1 protein-coding gene and 1 pseudogene are annotated in these 622 nt (G+C 45.4%); both read right to left on the minus strand.

Annotation, left to right across the window (positions count from 1 at the left end):
* The coding region (locus tag CIK04_RS26310; protein ID WP_325205852.1) for a sugar phosphate nucleotidyltransferase at positions 1-169 on the minus strand (169 nt) is incomplete at its 3' end.
* 195 nt (positions 170-364) lie between these two features.
* A pseudogene (locus CIK04_RS26315) lies at positions 365-622 on the minus strand (response regulator transcription factor); the annotation flags it as partial.

Raw genomic sequence — 622 nt, forward strand, 5'->3', positions numbered from 1 at the left:
ATGCTTTACCACGACCCGTCACAATGCACATTCCGTCCATACCCGCTTGGATGGCTTCCTCCACACCATATTCGATCAGAGGTTTGTTCACCACTGGCATCATTTCTTTTGGCATCGATTTGGTCGCAGGTAAGAAGCGAGTGCCGTRGCCAGCGGCAGGGAAAGGCATTTTTAATCATTGAATAGTGTCCTTATCAAATCGAACTCCTCACCGAAACAATACGCACGTAAAATTAAAGCCGAGCGCGCAGCATTTCCTTTGTGGTGTGTTGTTCCATAAACAGTTAGTTATCATTACGGGCGATTCTAACCTGGTTATTTTGTCATACGTTACACTCTAAAGGAAAATTCGCGATCTTCTTACTTATGAGATCAAATTTTGGTCAGCCCACGCGCCGCTGGCTGACGATTCTTCACGGAAAGCTTTCTAAAGGTTTGATAGAGATGCGACTTTACGGTGAACTCGCTAATGAAAAGGTCTTCGGCGATTTGAGAATTTGATTTGCCAGACTGCACGCAGCGTAGCACTTGAATTTCTCTCATCGTGAGATCCACATTCACTGGTGAAGTGTGTGAGCAAACCATATTTCGATAGTAGTGGATGAGTTGTGCGCTGACGTCG

The sequence above is a fragment of the Vibrio sp. 03_296 genome (assembly GCF_002265885.1).